The organism is Ruegeria atlantica (assembly GCF_947495585.1).
GTDB classification, from domain to species: domain Bacteria; phylum Pseudomonadota; class Alphaproteobacteria; order Rhodobacterales; family Rhodobacteraceae; genus Ruegeria; species Ruegeria atlantica_G.
In genome coordinates this window covers 971077-989520 of record NZ_CANLZK010000001.1, presented here as the reverse complement: position 1 = coordinate 989520, position 18444 = coordinate 971077, and the positions used below count along the sequence as shown (strand labels likewise).

Genomic DNA, 18444 nt, shown 5'->3' with positions numbered 1-18444 from the left:
TTACCCGCCTCTGTTGTTGGTGGACGGACCTTCGGCAACTTCCTGCATCAGCGACCGGACCACGACTTCCGAGCCAAAGCCGTATCGCGCCCATGCCAGACTGTCCAGCCTGACGGTACGTGCCTGTTTCGGGCGTCCGGCCTGATTGAGCGCTTCGGATTTCAACAGTAACAGAGTGGCCAATTGAGAGGCGTTTTCGGCCCGCGACATGACAGCAATTGCCTTGTCCAGTTCGGGCAGGATCTCTGGTCCTTTTCCCTGCGAAAGCGCGAAGGCCGCGGTTTGCGTGGTCACATAAGCCTGATGAATTTCAGTTCCCGGAGCAGAGCGCAGAAATTGCATGGCAGTTTCGTAGTGTCGGATCGCTTCTTGCGGATTGTCGAATTGCGCCATGCGGCCAAGAATATAATGCGGATATGCCCGCCGATGGTCGGTCCAGCCCTGTTCCTGCCCGATCTGAACCGCTCTTTCCGCGGCTTTCACCCGGTTGCGTGTGCTTGGCCTTGATCCAAGCGACTTTTGGACGGCGTTGATCCACTCGCGCGGCGTGTCCGAAACAGGTTGCGCCGGCAAAGTGTCGCCGCGTGGGTTCAGCCGGCTAAGGATGCCGGGCAGGACGGCCTGGACTTGTTCGCGTGTCATGCCGCTGCGCAATTGGGGCGAATAAGCCGTGCGCAGGATCAGCATGTCAAAACCGGTCAGAATGGTGTGGATGTTGTCGTCGTTGAACACCGAATCCGGCAGGTGATACAGGTCATTCAGCGGCCCCAGAGCCTGTGCCAGTTCCTCGTGCAGGCAGTCGCGCTTTTCCTGCGGGCTCACGTCATAGGGAATGAAAATGCCCAGCCGTTCGCGGCTGCGCAGCGCGGTCCAACTGCTTTTGCGTTTGCGCCGGTCCTGTCGATATTCCTCAAAGCTGGATGCGTTGGGAACCACGAAACAAGCGGCTTGCGGCAGGATGCGCTGGATCTGCTCCTGGCTGACGGCCTCGATTGTTATGTTGGACTGGCCATCCGTTATCTGGCGAATGTCGATCCCGGCCTCGCGTTGCAGACGCGTCAACAACCGGGTCAGATCGCGCTGCATTGACGGTGTGGGTGATCCCGTAAGCCGAACGGTGACGGGGCCCTCGAACCGGGTGAAGACGGGCAGGGTGGCGCCGCCTTCGAGCGCGAAGTGCAAAGAAAGAAAATCGGCTGCAATATTAGCGTTCGACCGGGCGGGTGGTCTGGGTCGGGTTGACGCGAACGCTTTGGCGGGCGGCAGGTTTGCCTCGATCGCCTTAACGCGTGTTGGCGGTTCAGGGGGGGCAACCGCGGTGCATCCGGCGACGGCAAAGCCAATCAGGACCGCAGCGACCCTAATCATGGGCGTTGATACCGGATAAAGGGCGTTTGTTTGCCGATCCGATCATAGAGCTTGCGCGCCGTGTGATTGAACTCTTGCGTCAGCCAATAGACGGATGGCGCGCCTTGCCGGTCGGCCTCATCATACACCGCATGAATCAAGGCGCGGCCAACGCCGGTTCCGCGCGCCTCGGGCCGGGCGAACAGGTCTTGCAGGTAGCAAACGCTTTCTTCTTTCCACGCATGGCGGTGAAATAGGTAATGGGTCAGACCGACAAGCTGACCATCCGCTTCGGCCACGAAACAGAAAAAATCATTGGGGTCATCCCCCAGCAGCCGTGCAAAGGTGTTGTCATATGTCTGCTCTGGCACGGTCGTTTCATAAAACGCCAGATAGTCGCGCCACATCTCGGCCCACTCGGCGCGATCTTCGGGCTGCAGCGCCCGGATATTGAGGGTGTCAGACAAGCATTGGCTCCTATGTCGTCAGGCCGAACTGCCCGACGACGCCGGACGGTCTTTTGGCCAATGCTGACACCCGGCCCCCCGCAAGGCAAGCGGGGATCACCAAGTGTTCAATATTCTCAGCGTTTGCTGCGCGCCATGAAGGCGAGGCGTTCAAATAGGTGAACATCCTGTTCGTTTTTCAGCAGCGCGCCGTGCAACTTGGGCAACGCATTGGCCCCGTCGCGTTTGAGGTCCTCGGCGGTCAGGTCTTCGGCCAGCAACAGCTTGAGCCAGTCCAACACTTCCGAGGTCGACGGTTTTTTCTTCAACCCCTGCGTTTCACGGATTTCGTAAAACTGGGTCAGCGCTGTGGTCAGCAATGCATCCTTGATGCCCGGGTGGTGCACGTCGACGATCCGGCGCATGGTCGCCTCATCCGGAAAGCGGATGTAATGGAAGAAACAGCGCCGCAGGAACGCGTCGGGCAGTTCCTTTTCGTTGTTCGAGGTGATGATCACGATGGGGCGGTTTTTGGCTTTGATGGTGTCCCCGGTTTCGTAGACGTGGAACTCCATCTTATCGAGCTCTTGCAACAGATCATTGGGAAATTCGATATCGGCCTTGTCGATCTCATCGATCAGCAGCACGACCTTTTCATCGGTCTCAAAGGCCTGCCACAGTTTGCCCTTGCGAATATAGTTCGATACGTCATGCACGCGCTCGTCGCCCAACTGGCTGTCGCGCAGGCGGCTGACCGCGTCATATTCGTACAGGCCTTGCTGCGCGCGGGTGGTGGATTTCACGTTCCACTCAATCATCTTCAGCCCCAGCGCGCCTGCTACCTGTCTGGCCAGTTCAGTCTTGCCGGTTCCGGGTTCACCCTTGACCAGCAGGGGACGTTCCAGCGTAACGGCGGCATTCACCGCAATTGTCAGGTCATCGGTGGCAACATATTCGGCTGTACCTTGGAAACGTGCGGTCATGGGCCCCTCATTCAATATCGCGCGGCATGTGTCTTTGGGGTTATAGCGGGGTGAAAAATTTGACAAGACAGGTCGCTACGTCGCGCGGGGCGAAATTGATGTGCGACTCCAATGCCTTTGGTTGATTCGGGCGCTAACATAGGGCGCGACTATTTTGAGAGCGCCCCAAAAAAGCCTGCCAATTTTCACAGAAAAACAAGGATTTGTTGTTTTAAGTCTCATATTTAGACGACCTGAAACAGCACGCAGCCGGGCAAAGTTTCCATAGTGACATTCCCCCCGCTGTCGGATAAACGCTCCGCAGAAGGGGATTGCCGCATGTCAGGTGAAGCAAAGGTGACCGGCGTTGCAGGCCACACCGAGGGAGCAAAAATGAAGCAGGAAGTATTTCTGCCAGAGGATTATCGTCCAGCCGAAGACGAACCATTCATGAACGACAAGCAGTTAGAGTATTTTCGTCGTAAGCTGCTGGATTGGAAAACTGAACTTTTGGCAGGCAGCCGCGATACGATCGAAGGGCTGCAGGACAACACTCGCAACATTCCGGACGTCGCAGACCGCGCAAGCGAGGAAACTGACCGTGCGCTGGAACTGCGAACACGTGACCGCCAGCGCAAGCTGGTGGCCAAGATTGACTCGGCCCTGCGCCGGATCGACGAAGGCGAATACGGATATTGCGAGAAGACGGGCGACCCGATTTCGCTGAAGCGTCTGGATGCGCGCCCGATTGCGACCATGACGCTTGAGGCGCAGGAACGCCACGAGCGCCGCGAAAAGGTCCACCGCGACGATTGATCGCTGGAAAAATCAGAATTCTCAAACGCCGGGGTCTTTTGCTCCGGCGTTTTTGCTTTAAGCCAGTGATATGAATATCAACGGTCTGAAATTTGGCATCATCGGCGGTGGTATCGGTGGGATCGCCGCCGCTCTGGCGTTGCGGCAACGCGGCGCTGAGGTCGTGGTTTTTGAGCAGGCAGCTGAATTGACCGAGGTCGGCGCCGGCTTGCAGATCAGCGCCAACGGAATGGTTGTGCTGCGTGCCCTGAACGTTTTGGGTGAAACACCCGAGCCGGGTCAGCGGTCCCATGGAACGGTTCTGCGCGACTATCGAACAGGGCAGTCTGTCAGCGAGATACCGGCCCCAGTCGCTGGACCTACCTATTACTACCATCGTGCTGACCTGCTGGGGTTGCTGCACAAAGCAGCGCTTCGGGACGGTGTCGAGTTTCGACTGGGCGCACGAGTTGTGCAGGTGCGCAAACATCCCACCGAAGCCGAGATTATTCTAGAAGATGGTACAAACCTACGCGTTGATTGTGCGATTGCTGCCGACGGTGGGCGAAGCACGATCCGCGCAGACCTGAACGGGCCCGAAGCACCGAAATTCACCCATCAGGTGGCCTGGCGGGCGACGATTCCTTGGGCGCGTCGCGATCACAAACCCTGCGCCGTTCTGACGATGGGGCCGGGCCGGCATGTTGTCACGTATCCTCTGCGCGAACACACACTGATGAACGTCGTCGCGATCGAGGAACGATCCGATTGGCAGGAAGAAGGCTGGCGCCGACGAGGTGACCCCGAGGAACTGCGCGCACGATTTTCCGACTTTGGCGGCGTGGTAGGGGAAATTCTGGGGCAGGTACAGGAACCCCACATCTGGGCGTTGTTTCTGCGGCCCGTCGCCGAACGCTGGCAGAATGGGCGCGTTGCATTGTTAGGGGATGCGGCTCACCCGACACTCCCATTTATGGCGCAGGGTGCCTGTCTTGCGCTTGAAGATGCGTGGGTCCTGGCCCGATCTTTTGATGACCAATCCGGTATAGAGCAGGCGCTGTCCACCTATGAATCCCGCCGTCATCAAAGGGCGCAACGCGTAGTTGCCGCGGCTGGGTCCAACGCCCGAAATTTTCATCTGCGCGGCCCGATTCGCTTGGCGGCACAGGCCGCTCTGATGGCGGTCGGGCCACGGTTGTCCCGGAAATACGACTGGATTTACAGCTACGACGCGACGGCCTGAGGTTTCACAGGTCCAAGTCGACCCAGACCGGGACATGGTCCGAGGGCCTTTCATGCCCGCGTATCTCGGCATCAATCCTGCAATCGCGCAACAGATCGGCGGCCTGCGGCGTAAGCAGGAAATGGTCGATACGGATCCCGTCATTGCGGTTCCAGGCACCGGCTTGGTAGTCCCAGAACGAATAATGCTCAGGACCCTGGGTGACGGCGCGAAACGCTTCCGTGAACCCCAGATTCAGGATCTTGCGAAACGCCGCACGGCTTTCTGGCCGGAACAGAGCATCCTCGCGCCATGCATCTGGACGTTTGGCGTCTTCGGCCTGCGGGATAATGTTATAATCCCCAGCCATCAGCGCGGGCTCTTCGCTCGCCAGCAAATCGCGCGCGCGGTCATATAGTCGCTCCATCCAGGACATCTTGTATTCGTATTTCGGACCCGGCACCGGGTTACCGTTCGGCAGGTACAGACCGCAGATCCGAAGGGCTTTTTTGCCAATGACGGTCGCCTCGATCCAACGGGCCTGCTCGTCCTCGTCGTCACCGGGAAGGCCCCGAGACACATCTTCGAGCGGTAGCTTGGACAGGATCGCGACGCCATTGAAACTCTTTTGCCCATGTGTTTCGACGCTATAGCCACGCTCTTCAAACAGCTCGCGGGGAAAATTCTCGTCGACCGACTTGATCTCTTGCAACAGCACCACATCCGGTTGGGCTTCATCCAACCATCGGGGCAATGCCTCGGCCCGCGCTTTGATACCGTTGATGTTGAACGTGGCGATTTTCATGCGCGATCCTCCGAAGCCTTACGGCAACCTATCGCGCAGAACTGGCCCAGCGGCAAGGAGGATAGCGGGCTAGCGAGGCTCTGCCTCGCGCTCCGGGATATTTATAGCCAGATGAAGATACGGATTGTTAACCAAATCGCGAGACTACTCTCTTGCGATACAGGCGGGGACGCCGATGATCGCGCCAGGTGAAGCTCTTCGGCCATTGCGTCGGAGAGCGGATCCCTTCTTCATCTGGCCAAAAATATCCTGTGGGTGTGGGGGCAAAGCCCCCACTGCCTGTTACATCGAAAACGAGGTTCCGCAGCCACACGAGGAAGTGGCGTTCGGATTTTCAATTACAAACCGGGCACCGATCAGTTCTTGCGTAAAATCGATCACAGCATTTTCAAGAAAAGGCAGTGAAACCGCGTCCACGATCACTTTTTGACCATTGCCTTCGAGGACAAGGTCGTCCTCTTGCGGTTCGTCCAGCGCGATTTCGTATTGAAATCCGGAACATCCGCCGCCTTCCACTGCGACGCGCAGGGCTTGTCCCTGATCGGCTGCACCGATCTCGGCGAGACGTTCAAAGGCGCGTTCTGTAACTGTGGGGGGCAGATTCATGCCAAACTCCAAAGGTTTATTTCCTTTACGCCTTACAATATAGAAAGTGCAAGGACAGGCGACAAGGACAAGGCCTTTGAACATAGCGGGTTTTGCCTCGAACCCAGGCCGCGCCAGGGGGCGGCTTGTGCCAGAGGAGGAAAGCAGTTTCCGGTCATGCTTTCAACGCGACAGGGACCGGATCATTCACGCCAGCGCGTTTCGGCGGCTTAAGCACAAGACACAAGTGTTTGTAGAGCACGAGGGCGACAGCTATCGCACGCGCCTGACCCATTCTATCGAAGTTGCACAGGTCGCGCGAACAATCGCCGGAGCTTTGGGCTTGAACGGCGAACTGACCGAGGCCGTGGCGTTGGCGCATGATCTGGGACACACACCGTTCGGACATACGGGCGAAGATGCCCTACATGCGCTCATGGAGCCTTACGGCGGATTTGACCACAACGCACAGGCCATTCGCATCGTCACGAAGCTGGAACGCCACTATGCCGAGTTTGACGGATGCAACCTGACATGGGAGTGCCTAGAGGGGATCGCCAAGCATAACGGGCCGGTCACCGGTGATTTGCCGTGGGCGCTGGCCGAGTGCAACGCGGGTTTCGATCTGGAGTTGTACACTCATGCGAGTGCCGAAGCACAAGTTGCCGCCCTTTCGGATGACATAGCCTATAACAACCATGACCTGTTGGACGGGTTGAGGGCGGGTCTGTTCACGGATGATGAAATCGGGCAATTGCCTATCGTCGGTAACTGCTATGCCGAGGTGGATCGGAGATATCCGGGTTTGGATTCTTATCGGCGCCGGCATGAGGCGCTGCGCCGTGTTTTCGGCGTCATGGTTTCCGATGTGATTGTCACGTCGCGTGGGTTGATCACGAGTTCGGGCGCGGAGACCGTCGAGGAAATTCGCAATCTTGGTTATCCGGTGATCCAGTTCTCGGGTGGCTTGTGGGCGCAACTCAGGGAAATCCGCGCCTTTTTGTTCAAGCAGATGTACCGCGCGCCCAGCGTCATGGACGTGCGCGCCGAGGTTAGCAAAGTCGTGGAAGATCTGTTCCCAATCTACATGAACGATCCGAAACAGATGCCCGCTCGCTGGCATGAGGATATTGAGGCGGCCAGCGATGAAACAGCGCTGGCGCGGATTGTCTCGGACTACATTGCAGGAATGACCGACCGATTTGCCCTGCAGGATCATGCAAGGCTGGCAGGTGCCTGATCACTCGACCCCGATGTAAGCCAACGCCCAGACCTGCTGGCCCGACTGTTCGGCGGCCAGGTCGGGGTCATCGGTCGGGGGGAAGACGATCATAGTGGGGCCATAGCCGCCAACGCCCATCGGTGAGCCGTCCGCATGGGTCGCGACGATGGGTTGATGGGCGGTGATGCTGTCCCAAGGAATTTCGGACTGATAGCCATCCATAGCCATTGGCTTGGCGGTTTTTCCTTCGGCCCCGGCCATGATCAACAGGTCCGACAGGTGTGGCCCGGAAAAGGCGATGTCTCTCTGATTGTCTTCCGGGCCGTAAGGAATAGTGATTTCAACCTGGTCCAGTCCGTCCAACATGGCCGCATCAAAGCCGGCGGCTCCGTCGTGCTGAACCTCCAAGTATCCCAGCAATCCTCCGTCATTTTCGCTGCGTGCTGGCAGGTTGGTTTCCGTGACCGCTCCGCCAAGGGTCAAAAGTACATGGCCTTGCGGTTCAGGCATGTCGGCCCAAAGCGGCAGGGCAGAGGTCAGAACAATGACGAGGGGCAGGGCAAGGCGCATAGGGGTGTCTCCGGCTTGAATTTCCACCGACGTTAGCTGAGTCTACCGCTAATCCAAGCCCAAACTGATCGCTTCCATTGACCTTGCCGCTTTGCGTGGTAAACCGCCGGGCAAGCAAAAGGACATCCGAAATGAACCTGTTTTCCGAGATCCGCGGCCTCGTGCTGGACGCGCTGGCACAGATGCAGTCCGAAGGCGCATTGCCCGAGGGGCTGAGTTTTGACAACGTGGCAGTCGAACCGCCGCGCGATGCGGCGCATGGCGACATGGCAACCAACGCCGCGATGGTGCTGGCGAAACCGGCCAAGATGAAGCCGCGCGACATCGCTGACGTGCTGGCCGGGAAGCTGGCGGCGGATGACCGGATCACCAGTGCCGAAGTGGCTGGGCCCGGCTTTTTGAACCTGCGGCTTGCGGCATCGGTGTGGCAGGGTGTGTTGGCAGCGGTGTTGAAACAGGGCACTGATTATGGCCGCTCGTCCATGGGACATGGCCAGAAAGTGAACGTGGAGTATGTGTCCGCGAACCCCACTGGGCCACTTCATGTGGGCCATACGCGTGGCGCCGTGTTCGGTGACGCTCTGGCGAGCCTGTTGGCGTATTCGGGCCATGATGTGACCCGTGAGTATTACATCAACGACGGCGGCGCGCAGGTGGATGTATTGGCGCGGTCCGCATATGAGCGCTATCGCGAGGCCAACGGTCTGAGCCCCGAGATCGCCGAGGGACTGTACCCCGGTGACTATCTGATCCCGATCGGTGAGGCGCTGAAAGAGAAATACGGCGACAGCCTGATCGACAAGCCGGAAAGCGAATGGCTGGAAGAACTGCGCGAGTTTTCGACCGACGCAATGATGGATCTGATCCGCGCCGACCTGAAGGCGCTGGGTGTCGAGATGGACGTGTTCTATTCCGAAAAATCGCTTTATGGCACCGGAAAGATCGAGGCTGCGCTTAAGTCCCTGACCGATAAGGGGTTGATTTACGAGGGCGTGCTGGAACCACCCAAAGGCAAAAAGCCCGAGGATTGGGAGCCGCGCGAGCAAACCCTGTTCAAATCGACCGAACATGGCGACGACGTTGACCGCCCGGTGAAAAAATCAGACGGCAGCTGGACCTATTTCGCCCCGGATATCGCCTATCATTACGACAAGGTGACCCGTGGCTTTGACGCGTTGATCGATGTGTTTGGTGCGGATCACGGTGGCTACGTCAAACGGATGAAGGCAGCTGTTTCGGCCCTGTCCGATGGCAAAGTGCCGTTGGATATCAAGCTGACGCAGCTGGTAAAGCTGTGGAAGAATGGCGAGCCGTTCAAGATGTCCAAGCGGGCAGGGAACTTTGTCACTCTGCGCGATGTGGTCGATCAGGTTGGCCCGGACGTGACCCGGTTCGTAATGCTGACCCGCAAGAACGACGCGCCGCTGGACTTCGATTTCGACAAGGTGCTGGAACAAAGCCGCGAGAACCCTGTGTTCTACGTGCAATACGCTCATGCCCGTGTCATGAGTGTACTGCGCCGTGCCGCCGAGGCGGAAATCGCGACGGATGACGCGACTCTCAAGGGTGCTGATCTGGGCAAGATCGACCATGCCTCAGAGTTGACGGTGGCCAAAAAGCTGGCTGAATGGCCGCGTTTGATCGAAATTGCCGCACGCACCAACGAACCGCATCGGGTTGCCTTTTACCTGTATGAGCTGGCGGGTGACTTCCACGCGCTATGGAATAAGGGCAACGATGAAACGCAACTGCGATTCATTCAGGATGGCGATGTTGCCACAAGCCAATCAAAAATCGCATTGGCCCGGGCCGTTTCTGTTGTGATTTCAGCGGGCTTGGGTATTCTTGGCGTCACTCCGGCGCAGGAGATGCGGTAACTAACACCGCCCGACGCGCCGGTACGAGGTAGGCAAGAAATGACCCGCGCGCCACTTTTTAAGGCGCAATCGGGCGGTGAGGCGGACATGGCAAGTTACGATTACTCGGGGCAGATGCGCCCCGAGGAGATGCATTACACGAATCAGCCACATCCTGAGGATGGGTATGAGTATCCCGACGACTCCTACGGCTATGAACAGGCTCCGCGAGGGGCAGGGCTGGGCCGTATCTTCAACGTCATGGGTGCAGTAGCGTCGCTGGCATTGGTCGCCGGGATCGGCGTCTGGGGCTTCAAACTGGTGATGCGCGACGTTAGTGGCGTGCCTGTTGTTCGCGCCATCGAGGGGCCAATGCGCATTCAGCCGGAAAACCCCGGCGGCACCCCGGCCGATCACCAGGGTCTGGCCGTCAATGCCGTGGCAGCCGTTGGAACGGCAGCGCCGCCAGCAGATCGCCTGATCCTCGCGCCGCGCCCGGTTTCGCTGACAGACGAAGATACACCTGTTGAACCGCTGAAGCCGACGCAAGCCGTGCATGTCGTCGAAGAAGAGATCTCGGATCAAGAGGCGGCGCAGCTGCGCCAGAATACAGTCGATGCCCTGGTTGCAGAATTGGCCGGTGGGGCGGCGAAAACGGATGACCCGGCAGAGCAGGGCGTACAACTCGCCTCGTTGGCACTGCCCGAGGAAGAGCCCGCCATTGACCCTGCTGATCTGGCCGCACAATTGCCGGACCCGGAACTGGCGGCACTGCCCGGTGTCCGCCGGTCCCTGCGTCCGTCCACGCGCCCAGCCCGAGCGACGCCAAGCGGGATTTCATCCAACAGCAGTACCGAAGCTGCGATCAACGCCGCTGTCAAAGCCGCCGTTGGGGTGGACGTGGATCCGAATACACTGTCCAAAGGCACGCGCATGGCCCAGCTGGGTGCGTATGAAAGCTCGGATGTGGCTCGCGCGGAATGGGATCGCATGAATGGCCGATTTGGTGATTATATGGATGGAAAACAACGTGTTATCCAGAAAACCTCAAGTGGCGGCCGGACATTCTATCGTCTGCGTGTTCTTGGGTTTGATGACCTGAGCGACTCGCGTCAGTTCTGTGCCGCTCTGGTCGCACAAGGTGCAGACTGTATCCCGGTTGCCGTTCGGTGACATTCGGAGCTGCGATCACCGATGCCGAAGGGCTGCGCCTGACGTCAGAGGAAAAGAGACTATTCCAGCAGATGAACCCATTCGGGTTCATTTTGTTTGCGCGCAACATAGATACAGCTGAACAAGTTCGTGCCCTATGCGATGACTTTCGTGACGCCGTAGGGCGCAATTGCCCTATCACCATCGATCAGGAAGGTGGCCGTGTACAGCGTCTGCGCGCGCCATTGGCACGCGAATGGATGCCGCCCCTGGATCATGCGGGCCGCGCTGGGGATCAGGCGGAACGCGCCATGTATCTGCGGTATAGACTGATCGCAAAAGAGCTGTTTGAGCTTGGCATTGACAGCAACTGCGCCCCGATGGTCGATTTGGTGCGCGACGATACCCATGCGTTTTTGAAGAACCGCTGTTATGGCTCTGATCCCAAACGGGTTTCAGTTCTTGGGCGTGCGGTCGCCAAAGGCCATCTGGATGGCGGTGTTTTGCCGGTGCTCAAGCACATGCCGGGGCATGGATTGGCAACGCTGGACAGCCACCATGACCTGCCGCATGTGGACGTGACACAGGACCAGCTTATGCAAGCGGATTTCGAACCGTTTCGGGCGCTGAACGATCTGCCGATGGGGATGACGGCGCATCTGGTCTATGACCGGATTGATCCGCAACCGGCTACGATTTCATCTGCGATGATCGGGCTGATCCGCGATAAAATCGGTTTTGACGGTCTGATCATGACCGACGATATCTCGATGAAAGCGCTGAGTGGGGTGCCCGAAGACATTGCGCGTCAGTCACTGGCCGCAGGGTGCGACGTGGTTCTGCACTGTAACGGAACGATTGACGCGCGTGCCAAGGTGCTGGAAACAGCCGGAGAAATGACCGCGCAAGCGCAAAAGCGCGCGGAAAGGGCGTTGTCGATGCGACAGAAGCCTGTGGAACTTGACATCCAAGCGGCCGAAGCGGAACTATCTGCCCTAATGGGCGGGCAGGTATATGAACGATAATCTCTTTAGCGAAGACCCGGCCTCGGTCGCGGATCGTCTTGCGGCAGAGGCGTTGATTGTTGATGTCGACGGATTCGAAGGTCCGTTGGATGTATTGTTGACCCTGTCGCGAACCCAAAAGGTCGACCTTCGGAAAATATCGGTTCTCGCGCTTGCGCAGCAGTATCTCTCCTTTGTGGAAAAAGCGCGCGCGCTGCGGATTGAACTTGCGGCAGACTATCTGGTCATGGCCGCCTGGCTGGCCTTCCTTAAATCCCGGCTTTTGTTGCCACCGGATCCGGATGACGAAGGCCCCTCGGGCGAGGAACTGGCCGCTCACCTGGCGTTCCAGTTGGAACGCCTGCAGGCCATGCGCGACTCTGCCGCGCGTCTCATGGCCCGTGATCAACTGGGGCGCGATTTCTTCAAACGCGGGCAGGGTGAGGATATCACCCGTATCCGCACCGTGACTTACTCTGCCACGCTGTTGGATCTGATGCAGGGATACGCCCGTATCCGAACTCGTGACGAGTTCCGCCCCTTTGTTATGGACCGCGATTCAGTTTTCACAATGGAACAGGCGCTAGAGCGGATGCGCCCGCTGATCGGGTTTGCCGGGGCTTGGACGGATATGGAATCCTATCTGCCCGAGGGCTGGGACGCTGACCCGGTGCGTCGCCGCTCGGCCACTGCAGCGACCTTTGCTGCCTCGCTTGAGCTGGTGAAAGAAGGACATATGGAGATGAAGCAAACCGAGACGTTTGCTCCGATCCATTTGCGCAAAAGGACTGACACACGTGACTGACGAACCGCAAGACGAAGGCACCGGCACCCTGTTCGAAGCGCCTCCCCTGGCGGAACAGGAGCGCATGGTCGAGGCTGTGCTGTTCGCCAGTTCCGAACCAGTGACCATCGCCGACCTTGAGGCGCGGATGCCCCATGGCAGCGACGCGGCGCAAGCGGTTGAAATTTTGCAGAAACGGTATGAAGGCCGGGGTGTCCGCGTTGTCCGCGTGGGTGAGGCTTGGGCTATTCGCACCGCCCCCGATCTGGGTTTTCTGATGCAAAAGGAAACGGTTGAAACCCGCAAGTTGAGCCGCGCAGCGATCGAAACGCTGGCCATTGTCGCTTATCATCAGCCCTGCACGCGGGCCGAGATCGAGGAGATCCGGGGCGTCTCGGTCTCGCGCGGTACAATCGACCAACTGTTGGAAATGGAGTGGATCCGTCTGGGCCGTCGCCGGATGACACCCGGCCGTCCGGTCACCTTTGTTGTGACGCCACAGTTTCTAGATCATTTCGGGTTGGAAAACGCCCGCGATCTTCCGGGGCTCAAGGAATTGCGGGCCGCTGGGTTGCTGGAAAACCGGCCGCCCCCGGGCACGATGCCGTTGGGCGAAGGGCGTGATGACAGCGAAGATGAGGACCAGACCGAGCTGTTCGAGGAAGAGTGATAACTTGGCCCTTTTGTTGCCGTTGGAATCACCTATGTTGTGGCCAATCTGAGGAGTTGAGCAATGAATATGAATCGCATCATCGACATGATCATCCGCCAGATCATGCGGCGGGTCGTCAACAAAGGAATCGACAAGGGTTTTGATGTGGCGGGCCGGATGGGAAAGCCGAAACAAAGATCGGCTGTGCCTCATGACTCGGGCGCAAATGACGACAGCAACCGTCAAGCCTAGCAGGTAAGCCCGGCGCAGCTCGTGGCCCACATGTGCGCCGGTTCAAGAAGTGTTAACCAACAGCCTTGAAGTGTTTGGACAGTTTCAGCCCCTGTCCCTGATAGTTTGACGCGATACCCGCTCCATAAAGCTGTGTAGGCATTTCGGCCATCTTCTCATAGACCAGCCTCCCGACGACCTGCCCATGTTCCAGAACAAAGGGAGCCTCGTGGCAGCGTACTTCCAGCACGCCGCGTGATCCCGCTCCGCCCGCTGCGGCGTGACCGAAGCCGGGGTCAAAAAATCCGGCATAGTGCACCCGGAACTCGCCGACCATTGCAAGGTAGGGGGCCATTTCAGCCGCATACATGGGGGGAATATGGACCGCCTCGCGGCTGACCAGGATATAGAATGCGCCGGGGTCCAGGATGATACGGCCATCGGTGGTGCGCACTTCTTCCCAGTATTCTTGCGGGTCGTATTCGCCAATCCGGTCCAGATCGATCACACCGGTATGCGGTTTGGCCCGATAGCCAACCAGATCAGTGTCGGGCAATTGCAGGTCGACCGAGAACCCCAGCCCATCCTGAATGACCGCCGGTCCGTCAACCAGTGGCGAGTCGTTGTGCAATGCGGTTAGTTCCGCGTCGCTGAGCACTGCCTGACCCTGACGAAAGCGAATCTGGTTCAGCCGCATGCCCGGTCTCACCAGAACCGAGAATGAGCGTGGACAGATCTCGGCAAAAAGCGGCCCCGTATAGCCTGCCGGTACCCGGTCAAACTCGGTGCCACCATCGGTGATCGTGCGGGTCAGTAGATCCAACCGCCCTGTCGAGCTTTTGGCATTTGCTACCGCGCTGGTATCGGCGGGCAGGGCCAGCGATTCCATCAGCGGCACCAGATAGACGCAGCCTTTTTCCAGAACCGCTCCGTCGGTGATGTCGATGCGGTGCATCTCAAACTCGGCCAAACGATCTGCGACCGTGCGTCCTTCGCCGGACAGAAACGAGGCGCGGACCCGGTAAGCAACTGTACCTAAACGTAAATCAAGGCTTGCGGGTTGAATTTGCGCCGGGATGACCTCGGGGCTGGCGGTGATCTCACCGCGGCCGATCATCGCCTCGATCTGTTGGTTTGGACATACACCTGTCATTCCGATCCCCTCTGTTGCCAGAGCGGGATCTGGCCTGTCTGCCATAAACGTCGGTGTGATTTGGTCGGGCTAGCAGGACTCGAACCTGCGACCTTCCGTCCCCCAGACGGACGCGCTACCAGGCTGCGCCATAGCCCGACGTTGAGGTGTTCATAAAGACTTTCCCGGCGGGGGCAAGAGGAAATCATCGCCTTTTTTCTTATCCTGCCGACCGGTTCTCAATTCGGTTGATGACAGCACGCAAGTCCTTGGCGATGGGTGCGATCCGACGCAGAAGATCGTCGTCAAAATCGGTCCGTTCCCACGCTTGTGTGGCGATTCCGCCTATCAAGGGGGCTTCATCCAGATACTCGGGCGCGGGCTGAGGTGGCTCTGCTTGTGATTGCTGCAGGGCAGGCGGGGGCGTCTCGGCCGGAAGGGCTTGTTCAGCCGGCGCAGTTGCCTTGGCCACCGGGGCCGGATCGCCCAGATCCAGATCGATCTGATCGCTGGGCGTGGCAGGCTTGGCGGAAAAGGGCACGACAACGGTGTCGTCTGCCGGGGCGCTTTCAGGCGCCGCGGGCTCATCCAGGCTGGGCGACAGCGAGGACACATAGGCCGCGCCTTGTTCGCGCAGGATGCGTTGGACACCTTTGATGGTGATCCCGTCCTCGTGCAGCAGTTTCTTGATACCGCCCAAAAGGCGCATATCGTTTGGCCGGTAATACCTGCGGCCACCCGCGCGTTTTACGGGTTTGACCTGGCTGAAACGGCTTTCCCAGAAGCGAAGGACATGAGCTTGAACGCCCAACCAGTCCGCAACTTCACTTATTGTGCGAAAGGCGTCGGGGGACTTGCTCATGACCGTTCCGTCCCGAATTTATTTGCGATTCCCTGCGGCGACGCGATCCTTCATCAGGTGCGACGGGCGGAATGTCAGGACACGTCGAGGCTGAATTGGCACCTCTTCGCCGGTTTTGGGATTACGGCCGATGCGGGCGGTTTTGTCCCGAACACTGAACGTACCAAACGATGAAATCTTGACCTGTTCACCTTGGACCAGTGCGTCCGACATGTGGTTCAAGACGCTTTCGACAAGCTGCGCACTTTCATTACGTGAAAGGCCAACCTCGCGGAAAACAGCCTCGCTCAGATCCATTCGCGTCAGTGTTTTTTCGCCCATACCATTTCCCCTGTTGATATTAGAGAATATGGTGATGGCAAATTCGCTGTCAATATCAATGAATTGCACGAGGCTGTGTAAGCCGTTTTGCGCCGGTTACCAGCGCAGGACCACTGCGCCCCATGCCAGGCCGCCGCCGATAGCCTCGGTCACGATCAGATCGCCGGTCTTGATCTGGCCCCGTTGTTTGCCCACTGACAGAGCCAGGGGAATCGATGCAGCAGACGTGTTACCGTGATCCTGAACCGTCACGACGACGTTTTCCATCGGCAGGCCCATTTTCTTGGCAGTGCCCTGAATGATGCGGATGTTGGCTTGGTGCGGCACGATCCAATCGACGTCCGCGTTGGTCAGACCGGCACGCCCCAGAGCGGTTTCTGCGGTCTTCGCCAGCTTTTCGACCGCGTGTCGGAACACCTGATTGCCCTGCATTCTTAGATGCCCGGTCGATTGAGTCGACACGCCGCCGTCGACATAGAGCAAATCCTTGTAGCGCCCGTCAGAATTCAGGTCGGTCGACAGAATGCCGCGATCCTGCGCGGTTCCTTCGCTGTCCTGCAGCTCAAGAATCAACGCGCCGGCACCGTCGCCAAACAGCACGCAAGTGGACCGATCAGTCCAATCCATGATGCGCGAAAACGTCTCGGCGCCGATGACCAGCACACGTTTGGCCTGACCGGACACGATCAAAGCGTTGGCGTTGCTGAGGGCGAAGACAAAGCCCGCACAGACGGCTTGCACGTCAAACGCAAATCCGTGGGTCATGCCCAGGCGCGCCTGGACCATCGTCGCGGCTGAGGGGAAAGTCAGGTCAGCAGTCGATGTCGCCAGAATGATGGCGTCGATATCCTCGGCCTTCAGGCCAGCATCGGCCAGGGCGGCCAAGGCAGCGTTGGTCGCCAGATCGGACGTGGTTTCACCATCGGCGGCAAAGTGGCGGCGTTCGATTCCCGAGCGAGCTTTGATCCACTCGTCCGACGTATCTAGCGTCTCTTCAAATTCGGAATTCGGAACGATGCGCTCTGGCAAATAGTGTCCGACACCTACAACAACTGAACGGCCTGCCATTTGGGGGTACTGCCTTTATTGTTATTCGCCCGCCTTTGGCGGTACGTGCGCGGCATCTTGTGCAAGCTGGGCTGTCGATGCAACCCGTGCCGCCAATTTTTCGGCGAAACCCGACTCGGCCAGGGTAAAGGCCAGTTTGATCGCTGCCGAAACTCCGGTGGCATCTGCGCCACCATGTGATTTGACCACGGTTCCGTTGAGGCCAAGAAACACACCGCCATTCACTTGGCGTGGATCGATGCGTTTCTTCAACCGTTGCAGCGAGGTGATGGCCAGAACCGATGCGAGCCGGGACAGGGGGGAATATTTGAAGGCCTCGCGCAGCAGGTCACCGATCAGGCTGGCCGTGCCTTCGCCGGTTTTGATTGCGACGTTTCCGGTAAAGCCATCGGTAACAATGACATCCGCCTTGTCACCGGGAATGTCGCTGCCCTCCACGAAGCCTGCGAAGTCAAAATTCGCTTGCTCTGCGAATTCCGAGATCATCGCGTGGGCTTCTTTCAGTTCGGCCCGGCCTTTGTGTTCTTCGGTGCCAACATTCAGCAAACCGATCCGGGGCCGATCCAGTGCCATGCCGTTGCGGGCATAAGACGCCCCCATCAATGCATATTGCAACAGATCCTTGGCGTCGGCCCGCACATCGGCGCCGACATCCAACATCACGTTAAAGCCCTGAGGGTTGCGCGAGGGCCACAGAATCGCGATGGCCGGGCGGTTTACACCCGGCAATTTGCGCAAACGCATCATCGACAGCGCCATCAGTGCGCCGGTATTGCCACAGGAAACAGCCCCGTGGGCTTCGCCTTTGCGCACTGTTTCCAGCGTCGACCACATCGATGTCTGCTTGCCGCTGCGGACGACCTGACTAGGCTTGTCCTCCATCGTGACCACGTCGGGGCAATCACGAAAAACGACGCGTCCCTGCAGGACACGCCGTTTGGCGACAAGTTTGCGCAACTTTTGCTCGGGCCCGTGCAGAACGAAGGCGATATCGGGGTTCTTGTTTGCCGATTTGGCAATGCCCGCAACAACAGTCGCGGGCCCCGAATCTCCGCCCATAGCGTCAACCGAGATGGTAATCCGTCCGGCTTGCGTGGGCTGTTCCGTCATGCCTTGGCCTACGAGTTATGAGGCTTAGGCCGCGTCTTCGTCCAGGTCGATTTCGTCGGCCTGAGCGACGACTTCACGGTCATCATAATGGCCGCAGGACGCGCAGACGTGGTGCGGGCGCTTCAGTTCGCCACAGTTTGCGCATTCGTTCGGGTTTGCAGCAACCAGAGCGTCATGTGCGCGGCGATTGTTGCGGCGCGACTTGGAAACTTTGTTCTGTTGGACAGCCATGGTCTCAACCTTTGTCTATTAAGGGTCAGCAGATTCGCTGCTGGCCGGGTTTCATTCTTCGTTTTTCTAGTGGTTTGACGCGCGTTT

The 18444-nt window shown here is 58.6% G+C and carries 21 protein-coding genes and 1 tRNA gene; 9 read left to right on the top strand and 13 right to left on the bottom strand.

Going from position 1 to position 18444, the window contains the following annotated elements:
- The 3 genes from QMP16_RS04875 to QMP16_RS04865 all read right to left on the bottom strand — a co-directional run bounded on the left by QMP16_RS04875 (window position 1) and on the right by QMP16_RS04865 (window position 2776).
- Window positions 1-1368 carry a DUF2927 domain-containing protein gene (locus tag QMP16_RS04875; protein ID WP_282151424.1) on the bottom strand — a complete coding sequence of 456 codons (1368 nt, stop codon included), beginning with the start codon at window positions 1366-1368 and terminating at the stop codon, window positions 1-3.
- Entirely contained in the window at window positions 1365-1814 is a 450-nt protein-coding gene (locus tag QMP16_RS04870) for a GNAT family N-acetyltransferase (RefSeq protein WP_282151423.1), read from the bottom strand. Before QMP16_RS04870 ends, QMP16_RS04875 begins: the two co-directional genes overlap by 4 nt.
- Before the next feature lie 116 nt (window positions 1815-1930).
- Window positions 1931-2776: an AAA family ATPase gene (locus QMP16_RS04865; protein ID WP_109311345.1), complete on the bottom strand. Its 846-nt coding sequence runs from the start codon at window positions 2774-2776 to the stop codon at window positions 1931-1933.
- 372 nt (window positions 2777-3148) lie between these two features.
- On the opposite strand from QMP16_RS04865, the gene dksA reads away from it, so the two are divergent.
- Window positions 3149-3571, top strand: a complete 423-nt coding sequence (gene dksA, locus QMP16_RS04860; protein WP_058274529.1) for an RNA polymerase-binding protein DksA — start codon at window positions 3149-3151, stop codon at window positions 3569-3571.
- Between the two features lie 70 nt (window positions 3572-3641).
- The gene (locus tag QMP16_RS04855; RefSeq protein ID WP_282151422.1) at window positions 3642-4793 is read left to right on the top strand and encodes an FAD-dependent monooxygenase; all 1152 of its coding nucleotides are present in this window, start codon (window positions 3642-3644) and stop codon (window positions 4791-4793) included.
- Between the two features lie 4 nt (window positions 4794-4797).
- On the opposite strand, the gene xth is transcribed toward QMP16_RS04855, so the two are convergent.
- Both xth and QMP16_RS04845 read right to left on the bottom strand, forming a co-directional pair.
- A complete protein-coding gene (xth, locus tag QMP16_RS04850) occupies window positions 4798-5577 on the bottom strand; it encodes an exodeoxyribonuclease III (protein ID WP_282151421.1) in 780 nt (259 codons plus the stop codon).
- Between the two features lie 282 nt (window positions 5578-5859).
- Entirely contained in the window at window positions 5860-6183 is a 324-nt protein-coding gene (locus tag QMP16_RS04845) for a HesB/IscA family protein (protein WP_282151420.1), read from the bottom strand.
- A 76-nt stretch (window positions 6184-6259) separates the two neighbouring features.
- Between QMP16_RS04845 and QMP16_RS04840 the strand changes: the two genes are divergently transcribed.
- Complete coding sequence (locus QMP16_RS04840; protein WP_282151419.1) at window positions 6260-7402, top strand: deoxyguanosinetriphosphate triphosphohydrolase; 1143 nt, start codon at window positions 6260-6262, stop codon at window positions 7400-7402.
- Here the strand turns inward: QMP16_RS04840 and QMP16_RS04835 are convergent, their stop codons facing one another.
- Window positions 7403-7954: a hypothetical protein gene (locus QMP16_RS04835; protein ID WP_282151418.1), complete on the bottom strand. Its 552-nt coding sequence runs from the start codon at window positions 7952-7954 to the stop codon at window positions 7403-7405.
- A 131-nt stretch (window positions 7955-8085) separates the two neighbouring features.
- Between QMP16_RS04835 and argS the strand changes: the two genes are divergently transcribed.
- The 6 genes from argS to QMP16_RS04805 all read left to right on the top strand — a co-directional run bounded on the left by argS (window position 8086) and on the right by QMP16_RS04805 (window position 13654).
- A complete protein-coding gene (gene argS / locus QMP16_RS04830) occupies window positions 8086-9831 on the top strand; it encodes an arginine--tRNA ligase (RefSeq protein ID WP_282151417.1) in 1746 nt (581 codons plus the stop codon).
- Window positions 9832-9870: 39 nt separating this feature from the next.
- Window positions 9871-10983, top strand: a complete 1113-nt coding sequence (locus QMP16_RS04825; protein ID WP_282151416.1) for an SPOR domain-containing protein — start codon at window positions 9871-9873, stop codon at window positions 10981-10983.
- Window positions 10980-11987, top strand: coding sequence for a beta-N-acetylhexosaminidase (nagZ, locus tag QMP16_RS04820; protein ID WP_282151415.1), 1008 nt, complete (start codon window positions 10980-10982; stop codon window positions 11985-11987). The genes QMP16_RS04825 and nagZ overlap by 4 nt, the downstream gene beginning before the upstream one ends.
- Window positions 11977-12771, top strand: coding sequence for a segregation and condensation protein A (locus QMP16_RS04815; RefSeq protein ID WP_058274503.1), 795 nt, complete (start codon window positions 11977-11979; stop codon window positions 12769-12771). The genes nagZ and QMP16_RS04815 overlap by 11 nt, the downstream gene beginning before the upstream one ends.
- Window positions 12764-13420, top strand: coding sequence for an SMC-Scp complex subunit ScpB (scpB, locus tag QMP16_RS04810; protein ID WP_282151414.1), 657 nt, complete (start codon window positions 12764-12766; stop codon window positions 13418-13420). The genes QMP16_RS04815 and scpB overlap by 8 nt, the downstream gene beginning before the upstream one ends.
- A 63-nt stretch (window positions 13421-13483) precedes the next feature.
- On the top strand, window positions 13484-13654 hold the full coding sequence (locus QMP16_RS04805) for a hypothetical protein (RefSeq protein ID WP_159089934.1): 171 nt from the start codon (window positions 13484-13486) through the stop codon (window positions 13652-13654).
- Between the two features lie 52 nt (window positions 13655-13706).
- Here QMP16_RS04805 and QMP16_RS04800 read toward each other — a convergent pair whose 3' ends face one another.
- The 7 genes from QMP16_RS04800 to rpmF all read right to left on the bottom strand — a co-directional run bounded on the left by QMP16_RS04800 (window position 13707) and on the right by rpmF (window position 18357).
- Window positions 13707-14786 (bottom strand): 2'-deoxycytidine 5'-triphosphate deaminase, encoded by a 1080-nt coding sequence (locus QMP16_RS04800; RefSeq protein WP_282151413.1) that lies wholly within the window; start codon window positions 14784-14786, stop codon window positions 13707-13709.
- Between the two features lie 61 nt (window positions 14787-14847).
- A tRNA-Pro gene (locus tag QMP16_RS04795) sits at window positions 14848-14924 on the bottom strand.
- A 61-nt stretch (window positions 14925-14985) separates the two neighbouring features.
- Window positions 14986-15627 (bottom strand): MerR family transcriptional regulator, encoded by a 642-nt coding sequence (locus tag QMP16_RS04790; RefSeq protein WP_282151412.1) that lies wholly within the window; start codon window positions 15625-15627, stop codon window positions 14986-14988.
- Between the two features lie 18 nt (window positions 15628-15645).
- Window positions 15646-15948: an integration host factor subunit alpha gene (ihfA, locus tag QMP16_RS04785; protein WP_058274526.1), complete on the bottom strand. Its 303-nt coding sequence runs from the start codon at window positions 15946-15948 to the stop codon at window positions 15646-15648.
- Between the two features lie 96 nt (window positions 15949-16044).
- Complete coding sequence (locus QMP16_RS04780; protein WP_282151411.1) at window positions 16045-17016, bottom strand: beta-ketoacyl-ACP synthase III; 972 nt, start codon at window positions 17014-17016, stop codon at window positions 16045-16047.
- Window positions 17017-17037: 21 nt separating this feature from the next.
- On the bottom strand, window positions 17038-18126 hold the full coding sequence (plsX, locus tag QMP16_RS04775; protein ID WP_058277573.1) for a phosphate acyltransferase PlsX: 1089 nt from the start codon (window positions 18124-18126) through the stop codon (window positions 17038-17040).
- Between the two features lie 24 nt (window positions 18127-18150).
- The gene (rpmF, locus tag QMP16_RS04770; protein ID WP_037316137.1) at window positions 18151-18357 is read right to left on the bottom strand and encodes a 50S ribosomal protein L32; all 207 of its coding nucleotides are present in this window, start codon (window positions 18355-18357) and stop codon (window positions 18151-18153) included.
- Window positions 18358-18444 lie beyond the last annotated feature (87 nt).